12 protein-coding genes and 1 riboswitch are annotated in these 13,978 nt (G+C 42.7%); of the genes, 6 read left to right on the top strand and 6 right to left on the bottom strand.

What is annotated here, in order from left to right:
- Window positions 1–2 precede the first annotated feature (2 nt).
- The 6 genes from TOL2_RS17540 (at window position 3) to yjjJ (ending at window position 5,611) form a co-directional block, all read left to right on the top strand.
- Complete coding sequence (locus TOL2_RS17540) at window positions 3–596, top strand: MotA/TolQ/ExbB proton channel family protein (RefSeq protein ID WP_041279597.1); 594 nt, start codon at window positions 3–5, stop codon at window positions 594–596.
- On the top strand, window positions 593–1,018 hold the full coding sequence (locus TOL2_RS17545) for an ExbD/TolR family protein (RefSeq protein WP_014958633.1): 426 nt from the start codon (window positions 593–595) through the stop codon (window positions 1,016–1,018). Before TOL2_RS17540 ends, TOL2_RS17545 begins: the two co-directional genes overlap by 4 nt.
- Entirely contained in the window at window positions 1,015–1,731 is a 717-nt protein-coding gene (locus TOL2_RS17550) for an energy transducer TonB (protein WP_014958634.1), read from the top strand. The genes TOL2_RS17545 and TOL2_RS17550 overlap by 4 nt, the downstream gene beginning before the upstream one ends.
- Window positions 1,731–2,945 carry a tetratricopeptide repeat protein gene (locus TOL2_RS17555; protein ID WP_148278145.1) on the top strand — a complete coding sequence of 405 codons (1,215 nt, stop codon included), beginning with the start codon at window positions 1,731–1,733 and terminating at the stop codon, window positions 2,943–2,945. The genes TOL2_RS17550 and TOL2_RS17555 overlap by 1 nt, the downstream gene beginning before the upstream one ends.
- Window positions 2,942–4,027 (top strand): helix-turn-helix domain-containing protein, encoded by a 1,086-nt coding sequence (locus TOL2_RS23825; protein ID WP_014958636.1) that lies wholly within the window; start codon window positions 2,942–2,944, stop codon window positions 4,025–4,027. Before TOL2_RS17555 ends, TOL2_RS23825 begins: the two co-directional genes overlap by 4 nt.
- 246 nt (window positions 4,028–4,273) lie before the next feature.
- On the top strand, window positions 4,274–5,611 hold the full coding sequence (gene yjjJ, locus TOL2_RS17565) for a type II toxin-antitoxin system HipA family toxin YjjJ (RefSeq protein ID WP_014958637.1): 1,338 nt from the start codon (window positions 4,274–4,276) through the stop codon (window positions 5,609–5,611).
- 312 nt (window positions 5,612–5,923) lie between these two features.
- On the opposite strand, the gene TOL2_RS17570 is transcribed toward yjjJ, so the two are convergent.
- From TOL2_RS17570 to TOL2_RS17595, 6 genes are all read right to left on the bottom strand, one after another.
- Window positions 5,924–6,715 (bottom strand): ABC transporter ATP-binding protein, encoded by a 792-nt coding sequence (locus TOL2_RS17570; RefSeq protein ID WP_014958638.1) that lies wholly within the window; start codon window positions 6,713–6,715, stop codon window positions 5,924–5,926.
- A complete protein-coding gene (locus TOL2_RS17575) occupies window positions 6,712–7,791 on the bottom strand; it encodes a FecCD family ABC transporter permease (protein WP_014958639.1) in 1,080 nt (359 codons plus the stop codon). The genes TOL2_RS17570 and TOL2_RS17575 overlap by 4 nt, the downstream gene beginning before the upstream one ends.
- On the bottom strand, window positions 7,788–8,906 hold the full coding sequence (locus TOL2_RS17580; RefSeq protein ID WP_158406135.1) for an ABC transporter substrate-binding protein: 1,119 nt from the start codon (window positions 8,904–8,906) through the stop codon (window positions 7,788–7,790). The genes TOL2_RS17575 and TOL2_RS17580 overlap by 4 nt, the downstream gene beginning before the upstream one ends.
- Window positions 8,907–9,070: 164 nt before the next feature.
- Window positions 9,071–10,042, bottom strand: coding sequence for a helix-turn-helix transcriptional regulator (locus tag TOL2_RS17585; protein ID WP_041279598.1), 972 nt, complete (start codon window positions 10,040–10,042; stop codon window positions 9,071–9,073).
- Window positions 10,043–10,330: 288 nt separating this feature from the next.
- Window positions 10,331–10,516, bottom strand: a riboswitch (cobalamin riboswitch).
- A 244-nt stretch (window positions 10,517–10,760) separates the two neighbouring features.
- Entirely contained in the window at window positions 10,761–11,795 is a 1,035-nt protein-coding gene (locus TOL2_RS17590; protein WP_014958642.1) for a methyltransferase, read from the bottom strand.
- A gap of 28 nt (window positions 11,796–11,823) precedes the next feature.
- The gene (locus TOL2_RS17595) at window positions 11,824–13,923 is read right to left on the bottom strand and encodes a TonB-dependent receptor (RefSeq protein ID WP_014958643.1); all 2,100 of its coding nucleotides are present in this window, start codon (window positions 13,921–13,923) and stop codon (window positions 11,824–11,826) included.
- Window positions 13,924–13,978 lie beyond the last annotated feature (55 nt).

The raw sequence follows: 13,978 nt of genomic DNA on the forward strand, positions 1-13,978 counted from the left end.
CAATGGATATGGCAAATGAAATCTACCTTTATCTGAGGCAGGGGGGACTGATTATGGTTCCCCTTATCCTGTGTTCCTGCATCATGTGGACATTGATCCTGGACCGGGCAATCTTTTTTTTCAGGCTTGAAAAAAAAGATATAGAGCTGCACCAGATGTTCCGTATACTTGAACAGGATCAGAGGCCTGACAAACATCCGGGAATCCGTGCCTACCTTATCAATCAGATCATGAGCCGCAGAACCCATGACCGTGTGGCAGACAAACGGATCATTGACGAATGTGCCATGCCGCTTTTTTCCCGGCTGGAACGTTTCCTGGCAACCATTGCAGTACTGGCGGCAGTATCCCCCCTGTTCGGACTGCTGGGCACAGTCACCGGCATGATCACTACCTTTGACGTTATCACGCTGTTTGGCACAGGAAATGCCAGGGCTATGGCCGGCGGAATTTCAGAAGCCCTGGTCACCACCCAAAGCGGGCTTTTGGTGTCCATACCAGGGCTTTTCATGAGTGTTTTTTTATACAGGCAGTCGTCCCGGGCCAGGACCCGTTTAGAAGAGGCGGTTATGATTTTAAAAAGGAGTTTAAAATGATAAATGTCAGAAGTTCTGTCAGGATGCGAAGCAAAGAAGTGGGCATCAATATGTCCCCGCTGATTGATCTTGTTTTTCTGTTACTGATCTTTTTTATGGTGACCACAAGCTTTGTCAGGGAGACTGGAATTGATGTCCAGAGACCGTCGGCATCATCAGCCGCTCTTACTGAAAACGGAAATATCCTGGTAGCAGTCTCCAATGAAGGAACCATTCACTTTGACGGCAAAAAAATTGATATCAGGAGCTTAAGATCCCACATCACCCGGGCCATTTCAGAGAACCCCGAAGGATCAGTAGTCATTGTAGCCGACAAAATCAGCTATACCGGTATTGTAATCAGGGTAATGGACCAGTGCCGGTTGGCCGGGGCCAGGCGGGTGAGTATTGCCGCATCTAAAAAAAGCGGTGAAAACCGATGAAAAACCTTGTATTCAAATCTTATCTTGTACAGGGTTTTCTGGGGGCACTTATCATAAATATGCTGTTGTTCTGTTCTTTACCCGGCCTGATCATCATGGAAACTGAAAAGGATGATCTTGAAAGCCTGAATGTGGTGAATTTCACACGAATCAAACCTGCCCCCCCGCAGACCAAGACCAAAGAGCCCCCCCCGGAAAAAGAACCGGAAAAAGAACCGGAAAAAGAACCGGAAAAAATTTATACGGCCACCCGTCAAAAGCCCCAAAAGGTTGCTAAAAGAGAGCTGAAACTGAATATACCTGCCATGGATCTTAATATTGATCAAAGAATATCAGGCGGGGTACCTGTGTTTTCCCCGGCACAGGAGCCCGTGGTGCAGGATTTGGATGCCAGATCCATGCCGGACTTTGATGCTGTAATGGATCAAGACGCAGTAGATACCATTCCCATGCCTACATTTAAGAATCACCCCAGGTATCCATATCGTGCCAAACGCATGGGAATTGAAGGTGAGGTCAAGGTAAAATTCCTGGTGGACAAGGAGGGACGAGTGTCTGATATTACGATTATCCAGGCCAGTGTTCCGGGTATTTTCAATGACAGCGTTATCAATGCAATCTCCTCATGGAAATATTCACCTGGTGAGCTGATGGGAAGGAAAGTCGCCACCATGGTCACCACTACCATTATTTTTAAAATGGAGGCCCAATAATGAAAAAGAAAAGACCCCGGACACAATATGTGACAGCCTTGTGGTTGTTTCTTGTTTTTGTATTATTACCGGCAAGCACAGGTGCCGCAGATGCTCAATGCCCGGATGAAAAGACCTTGAGCCGCAACGCCCGCATTGCACTGGTAGCTGCTCAAAAACAGATAAATGAAAACAACCCCTCAAATGCAAGACAGACTCTTCTCAAATTCAACCAGGAGTATCCCGATGAAAACCATCCCTATGTAGCCTATACTCTTGCCAATCTCCTGGTTGAAAAAGATCTGCTTTCTCAGGCCCTTGCCCAGTATCAAAAAACCATTGACATGTGCGAAGGTTATGCCCCGGCCTGGCAGAATATGGGTAAAATATGCTTTGACCTTAAAAAATTTAACCAGGCAGCCCTTGCCATGGAAAAAACCTATGAACTTACGGGACGGAAAAATCATTTACTGCTGTTCCATGCTGCTGTAGCCCATATCTCTGACAAAAAATCTGAAAAAGCCCTGAACCATCTGCAGTTTCTCACATCCGGCAAAGCAGGGCCACCTGAAGCCGGCTGGGTCAAACTCATGGCCCAGCTCTCCATTGAACAACAACAGACAAAAAAAGCCATTGCCATTGTTGAAAACCTGCTGGATAAAAAAAATCCTGATGCATGTCTTTTCAGGGTTGCAGCGAACCTGTATCTGCACATGAATAAATACCGTAAAGCAGCAGAAGCCTTATCAGTCTATGGTATGCTTTGCCCCCTGGCCATTGCCGAACAAACCCTTCTGGCTGACCTTTATAACAACCTGGGGATTCCGTTTAAAGCTGCACTGCACTATGAAAAAGTCATTGAAAAAAAGTCTGAAAAAAAAACATATGAACGGCTGGCATCTGCCTGGCTTGAGGCCTGCAAGCCTGAAAAAGCCATGAGGGCTGCTGAACAAGGCCTGAAAATCCATCCGAAATCCCAGGCCCTTTGGAAAATCAAAGCCTGGATTCATTATGACAACAAAGAATTTCACAAGGCATCGCAAGCATTTTTACAGGCATGCGTACTGAAAAAATCCGATTCAAAATCATTGTTCATGCACGGGCTTTGTGCCTGCAAAGCCGGCCGACATGAGATTGCAAAAAAAGCCTTAGAAAAGGCATCTTGCCATTCCCGTTATAAAAAACAAGCCTTGGCATTGATCCGGCAAATGGAACAGGGAGCCGGCAAATCATGAGCGCATCAGTATTTTATAAATCAGACTATACCCCCCCGGATGAAGGCTCCCAAAATCCCTATGGCAGGTTTGTCTATGACGTCACAGGCATGGCAAATCCGGAACAGATATTTAAAGTCATTCCTGTCAAACCCGGCCTTTGTTTATCCTTTTGCACAAATTCAACCAAAATCTATCCACACATTGAATTTGAAGTCAAAAATGCACCTGTGGATTTTTCCTTTTTTCTTTCAGGTTCCTGTGTCCACAGAATTAAAGGCCTGAACCCAAAAAAAACCATTGAATTAGTCCATAAACCGGGCATGAATATGGTCTCCTGTCTTCCTAATATTGAAGGGAAGATGAATCTTGACCCAGACCAGTCCCTGGCATGCGTATGCCTTAAAATTGATCCAGATCTTTTATTTTCCTACCTGGAAGAAAACCTGGACCAGGCATCCCAAAAAGTCCGGGACTTGTTTGATAGTAAAAAAAAGACTTACTTTACCTGCCCCATGAGCCGGGACATGATAACAACCGCCCTGCAGATTGTTCATCCGCCGGCCTATACCGGAAGTGCCAGTACCCTGTTTTATGAAAGCCGGGCATTGGAACTTCTGGCCATGCAGCTTAAACTCTTAGGGGGTCAACATTTGATTTCAAAACCGTTTCACATGACCGGCTCCGATCTTGAAAGCATTCATTCGGCACGACATATTCTGCTTGAGGATATCCAGAACCCGCCTACCATTGCAACTCTTTCAAGGATTTGCGGTATTAATGAATTCAAGCTGAAAAAAGGGTTTAAACAAACCTTTAACACCACCATATTTGCTTATCTTAAAAAACATAGAATGGAAACTGCCTGGCACATGCTCAAAGAGCAAAACATATCGGTTACTGAGGCTGCATCCATGGTGGGTTATACAAATATCAGCCATTTCAGTGCCGCGTTTCGCAAGCAGTTTAACATCAATCCCGGAACACTGAAAAAAAAATTTATAAATCCGGTAAATTACCATTCCCCAGAAACCGGACAAACTGCTTTAAAATGCCCTTCCGTTTTGCCGTCCAGAAAAACAATTTGCCCGGATCGGCATTGAACTGGAAGGAATAAAGATACCATACGGAAGATATAAACCATTAGCAGACAAGATTCTCGACTATTTTCCACCGTCCCTCTCGAATTCATTTGACATTCATGTTACTATTCATATAATTAGTCAAATTCGTCTAATTTAATTTTATAATTAATTGAATAAATTGTTAATTTTTAAATTATGATTGCCTTTTTTTTATTCAAACATAAACCCGATTTATCACCCATTTGATGTTTTGGAGAATAAAGCATGACACTTTCAATAACCGAATATTTAGAGCGAGGCCCCTCAACATCTAAAGAGATCCAGGCGGCAACAGGCCTGAGCCAGAGTACGGTTTCTCGCCTATTAAAAAAAAAGGGAGATAGTGTCATACAGTTAAAAAGAGGGCGTTCAACAAGATATGCGGCCACCCGCAACGCTTTTGGAGGTAACGACAAACTGCCTTTAAGCATGATCAATGTGTCAGGGGAAACTATTTTAATTGCTTACATACGGCCTTTGAACTATGGCGGCTTTTTTGTGGAAATAGTCAGAGACTTCTCTCCCCTTTTACTTGGTGAGAATGAAGACGGGCTGTATGATGACCTGCCTTATTTCCTATACGACCTAAGACCCCAAGGTTTTTTAGGTCGGCAAATTGCCCATGCGATAGCCTCACAATCAGATGATTTTCCTTCTAACCCAGACACCTGGACTACCAATCACATTGGTCGTTATTTGATTTCCAATGGTGATGATTTGCCTGGGTGTTTTATATTTGGAGAACCATCGCTACTGCGTGTTAAACGCAAACCTGCCTGCGTGTCTGATACGGACTATCCTGCACTTGCAGAAAACGTTATGAACGGAGATGTCCCAGGTTCATCGGCTGGCGGTGAGCAGCCAAAATTTACAGCTTTTAATGGAAACCTTTCGTCTCATGTGATTGTCAAATTCACCCCTAAAGGGGATAACGAAATTGCAGCAAGATGGCGTGATATTTTAATTACAGAATATTGGGCCGCAAAAATTATTAGCACTGGTTTCTTTCCCGCTGCCAAGCCCAGGCTTTTCGATATAGACGGGAGATTATTTCTGGAGACACAACGATTCGATAGGTTCAAAGAGTTCGGCAGATTACCAATGATTTCTCTCAAAGTTATTGATGCAGAGTTTGTCGGCCTGGGAAATAATTGGGCTTTAATCATGAGAAATCTTTGCAAGAAAAACATGGTTTCTAAACAAGATGCTCTGGATGCACAAACTTTATGGCATTTTGGCCGTCTCATAAATAATACAGATATGCATTTAGGAAATTTGAGTCTAACGATAGAATATGATTCATTCCAGTTGTTGCCGGTCTATGATATGTGTTCCATGGGGTTTGCACCAAGAAGCGGAGGGGAAGTCCCGCCATTTTCTTTTAAACCGCTAAATATCGATAAAATAGATATTGATGAGGAACAGTTATGGATGATTAAAAGCTTAGCTCATAAATTTTGGGATCACGTTGTAAATGATGATAGAATTTCAGATCAATTCAGGAATTTTTTGCAAAAAGGGAACCCGATTGATTCGCTTTGGTCATCGGAAAATTTCGTATAGCACTATTGCTTTGAATTTGATTGATTCAAAAGCCGGTGCGCCTTCCTTTAAAAAAATTATTATTGGCTGGTTTCTTATATCCCGAACAAGATTTTCCCTTGCATTAGGAGCTTGAAAAAAACAAAACCCGCCATATGGCTTGTCTTTTTACTCGTCTTCTTCGTTGCATCAATTGGCACATATTCCACAATATGCTCCAATTGATACGCCTTTAAGAAAAGTAAAAATCATGACCCCATTGACCCACATTGTGATCAAGCACCTATCTGGCATCCCGGTTTAAAAATAGCACAACGCCTTCAAAATCAAAGGTCAGGTTCCGGTTTGTAGACGGCAGCCGTTCCTGGCAATGGGAATAATTGTGACTTTGTTCTTCTGGCTTCCAATTGCAGCCTCAACATCATAGACAAAGGCAAGGTTTTCCTTTGTAAAAACTTCTTCCGGTTTACCCTTTGCATATATTTTCCCATTTTTGAGCATGATAATTGTGTCTGCATACCTTGCTGCAAGATTTAAATCATGGACAACCATAACCACCGACATATTTTTTTCATTCACAAAATCAGTTATAATATTCATTATATCCAGTTGGTGGGCTATATCAAGGGCTGAAGTCGGTTCATCCAAAAGTAATAATTCGGGGTGCTGAGCCATAGCCCTTGCGATCAAAACACGTTGCTGTTGCCCGCCTGAGAGACGATTAAACTGCCTTAAGGCAATGTCTTCCAACTCCAATAAAACAAGTATATCAATTACAATATCAATATCTATCATGCTGCTTTGCCATGAAGAGTGAGGTCTTCTACCCATTAAAACAACATCAAAAACCGTTGTGGAAAAGGTAAGATTAGAGCTTTGGGGTACATAACCTATCTTTTTAGCCATATCAATTCTTTTCATATTCCTGGATTCTTTGCCATCCAGAAGTATCCGGCCTTTATCAGGAACAAGAAGAGACTCAATGCATTTTACAATTGTACTCTTGCCGCTGCCGTTGGGTCCAACTAAACAAACGATTTCAGAATCATCCATGATTACGTTTATATCGTGGAGAACTTTTCTGCCTGGATAGGAAAAGTCAAGATTACGAATATCAATTCTCATTGGTTTGTTCCATTTTTTTTAATTATTAAATAAACAAATAAAGGGACTCCGAAAAAAGAGGTAACAGCGCCCACCGGAAGAATTATCGGAGACATGACAGTTCGTGCCACAGTGTCGGCAAGAATCAAAAGAGCAGAACCCACAAGTCCTGAAGCCGGCACAAGAAATTTATTGTCGCAACCAATAATCATTCTGACAACATGGGGAGCAACAAGGCCGACAAAACCGATGGTTCCTGTAAAACTTACCACACCGGCAACAAGCAATGAACAGATAATCATATTAAAAATTCTGGTAAATCCGACATTGACACCCAGGCTTTTAGCCGTGGCATCCCCTGCATTCATTATATTCAAGTCATTGGATCTCCAGAAAAGGAGCAGCAAGCCCCCCATAACCAATGGGAACAATATTGAAATTTTGCTCCAGTCAGCCTTGCCCAGATTTCCAACTGTCCAGAAAACCGCAGCTTTAACAGCATCTGCATCTCCAAAATATTGAACAATCGTTGTCAGGGCCTGAAAAAAGAAAAGAAGTGCAAGGCCTGTAAGAACCATGGATTCGGGGGATGCATCCTTTTTTCCTGACAAACCAAGTATTAAACACGAAGATAACAGGGAAAAGAAAAAAGCATTGCCAATAACCAAATAGGGTCCACTCCAAAAACCTATGCCGAAAATAATTGCCAGGGATGCCCCAAAACTTGCCGCAGAAGCGATACCCAGCATATAAGGATCAGCCAAAGGATTTTTAAGGACAACCTGCATCACTGCTCCGGAAGAACCAAGGGCCATACCGGCCATAACACCCATTATTATTCTGGGCAGCCTGAGCTGCCAGATAATAACATCTGCATGGACGGTCGCCAAATTTAATCCAGGTAGATTTTTTTTTAAAATAACAGTAAAAACATCTGCAAATGAAATACTTGCAGAGCCGTTTGACACGGCAAATCCCACAAGAATCAACAGTGTTGGAATTAGAATACCAACAAATAATTGTTTTCTGCCTTTGTGTTTTAAATAGGATTGTCTCAAATCAATACGTTTCTGCTGGATTGCCGATAAATTGCTCATTGATCAAACCTTGTTGCGTCTGTGGAATAAGGATAAACAAATACGCCATGCTTCTTTAAATTGTAATCAACGTCCATAAAACGGGTTAAATATTCTTGATGTATAGATTCAGGATCAAAATCATGAAAAAGATCCGGATGAAACCATTTGGCCAGATATGCAAAATAAATCACAAAGCCTGAAGAATGCATAAATTGAGGGCTTATCATGTAAACCTTTTTGTTTTTTACGGCTTTGCTGGATGCAAGGACGGAAAGCCCCATAACTTTTTTTCTATAAGACCTGATAACCTCATTATTATCAACGCCTATGCCATAACCATTCAATATTGTATCCTGACATATGATGATATCAAGATCCTGTTGAATCAGCCATTCAGGATCAAGTATCCCTCCCCAGGCTCTGTTTAAATCTGCTGCAATATTTATCCCGCCAAGAATTTCATTTACTTTGGTCATTCCCGAAAATTTATCGGAGAGAGTCCTAATTTCATCAAACCCGCCGAAACTCCATTTAAAAAAATATTTTTTTCTTTGCGCCAAAGAAAGCTTGGAGGTTTTATTAACAATTTTGTTCATCACATTTTCAGACCAGTTAAGATAATCCATAGATTTCTTTTCTTCATTGAATATTTTACCCAGAATTTCAAAATTTTTTTTTATCGTATCCGGTTGAAACATGTCTAAAGCAATCACCTTGGTACGGGATTTTATTTTATCATTCATCCCTTTAAACCCCTCAAATGAAAAACTCATTGTAATCAAAAGATCAACATCAAGTTCTAATAACTTTTCGCAATTAATGTTATAAGGGCCAGGAGGTTCCATGGCAATAACAGTTAACTTTTCGATATCCGGATATAAATGTTTATCCGGTATAACCATATATCCTCTTCCAACCACTTTGTTCCAAACACCGATTAACCTGAGCGCTTCAGCAATACAGGTGCCACTAAAGGCTATACGATTAACCGGCTGTTTAATTGTGACCTCTCTCCCCATGGCATCAATTATTGTAATTTCATTTTGTCTTCCGATTGCATTGCCTGTAACAAAAAAAATAAAAAATAGTAAAAACAGACCGTATAATTTTAATACATTGTTTTCTCTAAGCATAAACTCCTCTTTCATCCACGAGAGAATTACTCCAACCGTCCTTTTCTCCTTATTTTAAAAACATGGCTCTATAATTGCATTTCCTTAGTACTGCGGATTTTAATTAATTCCTGAAGATATAGAACACAAATTTTGGGAATATGATAATGGTCATGTTTATTTTTTTAGCGCAATCGTCTATTTGATAAGGAAACAGCATTTTTCAAACATTTTCCGGGCGGGCAGCCAAAATATTGTTTAAATACTTTGGAAAAATGACTGAGGCTTCTGTAGCCAACCTTGTAAGCGATTTCGGTAACGTTCATTTTACCTTCATTCAAAAGGCGTCTGGCAGCCTCAAGGCGGTGGTTACGCAGATACTCAAAAGGGGAAATACCATGGAACTTACAAAAACAATGATGCAGTTTGCTGCGGCACATCCCCACGGAACGGGCAAGTTCTATCAAACCCGGTGCATTTTCCAAATCATGAGTTAACAATCGGGCGGCATGACAAACGCAATCAGCTTCATTGGGTGCTAAAACAGATTCTTCAGGATTTTGCCAATTTTCTATTTCCAGCTGTTCCATCTTGTAGGCTATCAGCTCCATGACTTTGCCTTCAATAAAAAATTTGCGGGTCAACCCGTGATAAGGACAATGCAGTATCTTGTCAAGTGCGCCCCACATGGGCTGAGAAATCATATCTGGAAAACGAAAAGAGGTTTCACTTATGTTTATCAATACGCTCATAAACTGATCCGGGTATTCCATTACAAAAGCTGACATCTGATCCAGGTCCATCAAAATCGATATTCTGATCACTCGCTCAAGGCCGATTATTTCAGTGTAACCAAGAGTGTCCGGGAAAGAAAAAAAACCGCTTTGCCCCTTTTTTACAAAAAACGATTCCTTAAAATATGGCGGATGTGACTCTATAGTCCCCGAAAGGCAGAAGCCGAATCCGAAAGAAGTACCAGACACTCCGCATTCCAAAATAGTCGGCTGGTTCAGGCTGTAATCCGCAATGACCAATCGAATACCGTAATTCAAATGAATAATTTCAATACTCCCTGTACCAATGGATGGGGGAATGTTAATCAGGTTTTTTTCTTTACTATTGGTCTGAGTAGATGGTATCAGTAATATCTTTTTCATTTGTGCTGCCTGCATCGGCATAACCCAAGTGCCATAACCGATTAGTTGAAACCCAGGATTCAAAGCTTAATAGAACCCGAGGTTTTCTTTGCGCCAAGGTATCCATATTGAATTTTAGTTTCTTGGCTTCAAGTATTATTTGCCTCCTGAGTCCATAATAAAATTTTAAAAAACGCTAACTTTCACATAGCTTGATGCAAAAAAAAATCCTCAACCAATATAAAATTGGTTGAGGATATCCGTTTTCATCCCTTAAAATCATAGTATGGCTTTCTCTGTCCACGAGAAATAAACCATTTTGTTCAGGCAGGTCTTCTGACTTCCGGTTCGTCCTACAACCGCCCCTTCCCACCTGAAATAATTCAGGCAGTGGATTTTCTGCGGCATTCGTCCCCGGTTACAGCGGCGGGCCCGTTCCCGATTTTCACGGAATTCCCTATTATGCTTTTAAGCACCAGAACAAAGTACTTAAGCTTATAATCACCGATAAAATAAAAGTCAAGCACAAATGAGAATATATCTATCTCAATTTCAGATAATGATCGGCTTATTTCATCAACTGAGAATTAAAACCGGACAAAAGCAAGAACACATAGTCGTCCTCACACTTATTAAGGCCACTTGGCAGATTACTCAATTCCTCCTATTTACTTTTTCAATTACTTCACCGTTTGTATCCTCCAGATAAAATAACCTTATTTCAAACATCCTTTGCATTTTAACGTTTCCTCCCAACATGAAACTCCGTCACCCCAAGAGGTGAAATAAACTGGTCGGTCAATGTTTTGGTACGAACCGAGTCAAAACCGGCCGCAAGCATGGCCCGGGGCAACACCTCTTCTTCAAAAGAGAAGTCCTGCCCCATCAACGAAGTAGGCAGCCAGCTGATAACCATATCAGTGGGTTGGGTTTTTTCCTCGCTCAAACCATCTGAAAAAACAATCAGGCTGCCACCGGGATTTAATGCAGCAAAGCACTTTTCCATAATTGGGGCCAGTTTTTCAGTTTCATTATAAAAATTCAAAGTATAACTGGCGATAATTGCATCATACCCCTCTCCAAACGGATCGACAGAATAATCCCCGCTTATGGTTTTCACCCGGTCTTCCATACCGTACTCCTTGATTGTCTCCTGTGCCACATCAATCACCACTGGACGATCAAACAAACAGCACTCTAACGTAGGATGTGCAGCAGCAACGGCAATCCCTATCAGGCCCGGACCGGCACCAATATCAAGAACCTTTTGCCATTGATCAAAATCGGGTAACAAGGAAAGCAAGCGGGCGATTCCTTGAGCCCGGCCGCAACGGCTACCGTTAATTGATTTGCGGGCAGAGTCCGCCCACACCTGTTCAGATACCATATCACGGCTGAGAGGAGCGCCCTCCTTGACCAACGTAAGCATCCTACCGTTCAGAGCCGGTTCGTTCCACTGATCATAGGCCAGCAGGGACTCGGCCAGGCCGGTATCTCCCCGGCTGGTAAGAAAACGCTCCGTCTGCTCAGTGTTGCAAAAAAGGCCGTCTTTTTTATACAAATACCCCAGTGCAGTCAATGCGTTGAGCAGGTATTCGGTATTTTTTGCATCACACTCAACCCGCACAGCAATATCAGAAGCACTTTGCGGTTCGGGCAGAAGATCAAAAAGGCCCAACTGCAAAGCTGTTTTAACCGTTTCCCAGCGAATTGCAATATAGGGCAGTTCATGATAATTCAATTCTGGAAAATCTGTCGGCAACGATTTTTTCATGGATTATTCCTTATAAAAAATGTTAAGTTTAAAACCTGTAAACCGCCTGCAGGCCAATTTCTCTGGGATCACTGTAGATCGTATACATCCCGCCGTAATACCCCACTAAATCATATTCCTTGTCAAAAAGATTTTTTGCATAGAGGTAAATATCAAACTTCTCGGTTTCATAACCGATTTTTGTATTTACAATTTCATGGGCATCCCTTGAATATTCATTTGCCTTGTCCAAATATGTCTTGCCGTAACCAATCAGGTCAGCCCTGGCATAAACCCCGCTGTCGTGCCGGTATTGCGCACCGATATTAAAGGTATATTCCGGTGCAAAGGGATTTTTATTGCCTTTGTAATCCCCATTGATGTCTTTAAATTGGTCAAATTCAATATTGTTATACCCGAAGCCCGCCATCAAGGTCATCCCGTCCATCACCTTTGCAGTCATCTCCAGCTCAATACCTTGGGCCGTTGCTTCCGCCGCATTGGTCATGTAGGAGGTAAGCGGGCCAACAGCTTCTTCCACCTGCATATCGGAAATATCCATGTAGTAAACAGCCCCGTTCAACACAAGCCGGTTATTGAAAAATACGCTTTTCACACCGATTTCATAGGACCACAACTCTTCCGCATCATAGCTGTAATATTCCGGATCTGTTGTTAGGTTGTTGAACCCGCCGGACCGGTATCCCTTTGAAACGCCTGCATAGGTCATGATGGCGGTAGAGAATTGATACTCCAGACCGATCCTCGGCGTCAAAGCATCCCATGAATCGTCAACTTTAAAGTTGCTCATATGATCCTCATACTCCTGATCCTGCTGTTCATAGCGCAAACCGCCGACCAGGCTGAGTTGTCCGATCAAGGGACAGGTGAGATTTGCAAACACGGCATAGGCGTCCCCGCTGGTACTCCGGCTCTTCACCCCGACCATTGACGGAACCATTGAGTCCTGGACAACGTTGATATCGTTTTGATCTTTATCGTAATACAAACCGATAAGCCATTTTAATTGCTCTGCAGATGAATCCAGGCGCAGCTCCTGGGATATTTTTTCATAGTTGTTGTCTTTATCGACGACATGCATCATGGTGGCGCTGCTGAAATCAAAGTCAGACACAGCTCTGTCCGCGTAAACCCTGTTGGTTGTAACGGATGTCAGGGTGAGAGAATCGGTGAGGCCGTAAACAAGCTTCAGGGACTGCGCATTCCTGGCAGCCTTGTTACATCCATCCAAATTGGATGTCACCTTACGCTCAAGGGGGGCGTCAAGGCCGAACATGGCGGCGCCTTGTTCCGTCAAATTCATATTTGCATCACCCTCGTCATATTTGAGCCGTGAAACAATAAGGGAAACATCAAGTTCCTCCACCGGAGTCCAGCGAAGATGGGCCCTGCCGAACCAGTGTTCTCTGTCATCCACCATGTCGCCGGTATCTGTGTTCTCGATGAACCCGTCTTTTTGATAATATTGCCCTGCCACACCGAAAAAAACCTTGTCTTGCTGAATGGGACCACTCAGGCTGAATGACATCTCCTGTTTTTTATCTTCTCCCCCTGCCGCAGACACTTTTCCTTTAAATTCATTATCCGGTTGCCTGGAAATGATATTGATCACCCCGGTTTCCGTATTTTTGCCGTACAAGGTGCCCTGGGGTCCCCTGAGAACCTCAACGCGTTCAATATCAATAAGAGCTTCTTCAAAACCGGCACCCGTTATCATGGGGACACCGTCCAGATACAAGCCGGTTGTTGTTGTATAGGTATAGGGAGCAACATGAAGCCCCCGCATGGATGGCGTACCCATGCCTGACATACCATTATCGATGATGGCCAGATTCGGAACAAAATCGGCGATATCTTTTACCGATTCAATCTTTCTGTCCTCAATCGACTGGGCATTAAACACCGTAATGCTCACAGGCACATCTTGAACGTTTTCTTTCTGCTTCTGGGCGGTTACGGTGATGGATTCTAATTTATGCTCCCCCCGGGCATTTTCCTGCCGGGTCGTGTTTTGTCCTGAACCTTTTTCCCCGATCCCTGCAAAGGTTGCTGATAATGGAGCCAGGGACAGGGCAGCTGCGAAGATTACAGCCCAAATCCACAGATAATAATCTTTATCAAAAATCATAACTTGGTTTCCTTAAAAAAAACGCTACTTCAATTGATTATTTTCCAAATTTATC

Origin of the sequence: Desulfobacula toluolica Tol2, from assembly GCF_000307105.1 — a bacterium.
In the GTDB taxonomy this organism is placed as follows: domain Bacteria; phylum Desulfobacterota; class Desulfobacteria; order Desulfobacterales; family Desulfobacteraceae; genus Desulfobacula; species Desulfobacula toluolica.

Excerpts from the sequence above, each read along its gene's own strand:
- TOL2_RS17550 (WP_014958634.1), top strand. The coding sequence starts at position 1,015 with ATGAAAAACCTTGTATTCAAATCTTATCTTGTACAGGGTTTTCTGGGG.
- TOL2_RS17590 (WP_014958642.1), bottom strand. The coding sequence starts at position 11,795 with ATGAAAAAATCGTTGCCGACAGATTTTCCAGAATTGAATTATCATGAA.
- TOL2_RS17575 (WP_014958639.1), bottom strand. The coding sequence starts at position 7,791 with ATGAGCAATTTATCGGCAATCCAGCAGAAACGTATTGATTTGAGACAA.
- yjjJ (WP_014958637.1), top strand. The coding sequence starts at position 4,274 with ATGACACTTTCAATAACCGAATATTTAGAGCGAGGCCCCTCAACATCT.
- TOL2_RS17555 (WP_148278145.1), top strand. The coding sequence starts at position 1,731 with ATGAAAAAGAAAAGACCCCGGACACAATATGTGACAGCCTTGTGGTTG.
- TOL2_RS17570 (WP_014958638.1), bottom strand. The coding sequence starts at position 6,715 with ATGAGAATTGATATTCGTAATCTTGACTTTTCCTATCCAGGCAGAAAA.
- TOL2_RS17595 (WP_014958643.1), bottom strand. The coding sequence starts at position 13,923 with ATGATTTTTGATAAAGATTATTATCTGTGGATTTGGGCTGTAATCTTC.
- TOL2_RS17585 (WP_041279598.1), bottom strand. The coding sequence starts at position 10,042 with ATGAAAAAGATATTACTGATACCATCTACTCAGACCAATAGTAAAGAA.
- TOL2_RS23825 (WP_014958636.1), top strand. The coding sequence starts at position 2,942 with ATGAGCGCATCAGTATTTTATAAATCAGACTATACCCCCCCGGATGAA.
- TOL2_RS17580 (WP_158406135.1), bottom strand. The coding sequence starts at position 8,906 with ATGCTTAGAGAAAACAATGTATTAAAATTATACGGTCTGTTTTTACTA.
- TOL2_RS17545 (WP_014958633.1), top strand. The coding sequence starts at position 593 with ATGATAAATGTCAGAAGTTCTGTCAGGATGCGAAGCAAAGAAGTGGGC.
- TOL2_RS17540 (WP_041279597.1), top strand. The coding sequence starts at position 3 with ATGGATATGGCAAATGAAATCTACCTTTATCTGAGGCAGGGGGGACTG.